Annotated in this window: 1 protein-coding gene; it reads left to right on the forward strand. The window is 72.9% G+C overall.

Annotation, left to right across the window (positions count from 1 at the left end; translation table 11 throughout):
• Positions 1-852: YcjX family protein (locus ROTAS13_RS25230; RefSeq protein WP_139323603.1), on the forward strand; the 852-nt coding region annotated here is incomplete at both ends.

Raw genomic sequence — 852 nt, forward strand, 5'->3', positions numbered from 1 at the left:
CCGAGAACACGCCGCGCTTCGACGCGCTGGCGCATCTGGAATCCCTCGCCGCCGACCCGCCGCAATGGCCGGCGCGGACAGAGGACCTCTCGACCCTCTCCCTGGCGCTCACCATCCGCCGGAGGAACTTCTGGGGCCAGCTCCTGCCCGACCGGCAGGTGACGCTGGAGCTGCTCGACTATCCGGGCGAATGGCTGCTGGACCTGCCGATGTTCAACGGCAGCCATGCCGGCTGGTCCGATGCCACGCTGGCGCGGCTGGAACGCATCCGGGCCGAGCCGGTGCGCGCCTTCCTGGATTTCGCCCGCGCCCTGCCGCCCGCCGCCACGGCGGAGGAGGCGCTGGTCCGCCGTGGCTGGGTGCTCTACCGCGACGCGCTGCGCCATTGCCGGGACGAGCTGGGCCTGCGCTTCCTGCAGCCCGGCAGGGTGCTCAATCCCGGGCCGCGCGGGGAAACGCCGCTGCTCTGGTTCTTTCCGCTGCCGGAGGCGGCCCGGGGCGGGGAGATGGCGGCGCTGCTGTCCCGCCGCCACGACGCCTATCTCCAGGACCAGCGGGCGCATTTCTTCGAGCCGGTCTTCCGCCGCTTCGACCGCCAGGCGGTGCTGGTGGACGTGCTGGGCGCGCTGCATGCCGGGCGCGAATCCTTCGACGACACGGCGGAATCCCTGGCCGCGATCGCGGAGAGCCTGCGCTATGGCGGCTCCTGGCTCGACTGGATCACGGGCGCCGGGGTGTCCCATGTCGCCTTCGCCGCGACCAAGGCGGACCATGTGCCGGAAGCCTCGCGCGAGAACCTCGCCGCGCTGCTGGGCGACCTCGTCTCCTCGCCTCGCGCCCGCGTCCTGGCGG

Source organism: Roseomonas sp. TAS13 (assembly GCF_001950415.1).
In the GTDB taxonomy this organism is placed as follows: Bacteria; Pseudomonadota; Alphaproteobacteria; order Acetobacterales; family Acetobacteraceae; genus Roseomonas; species Roseomonas mucosa.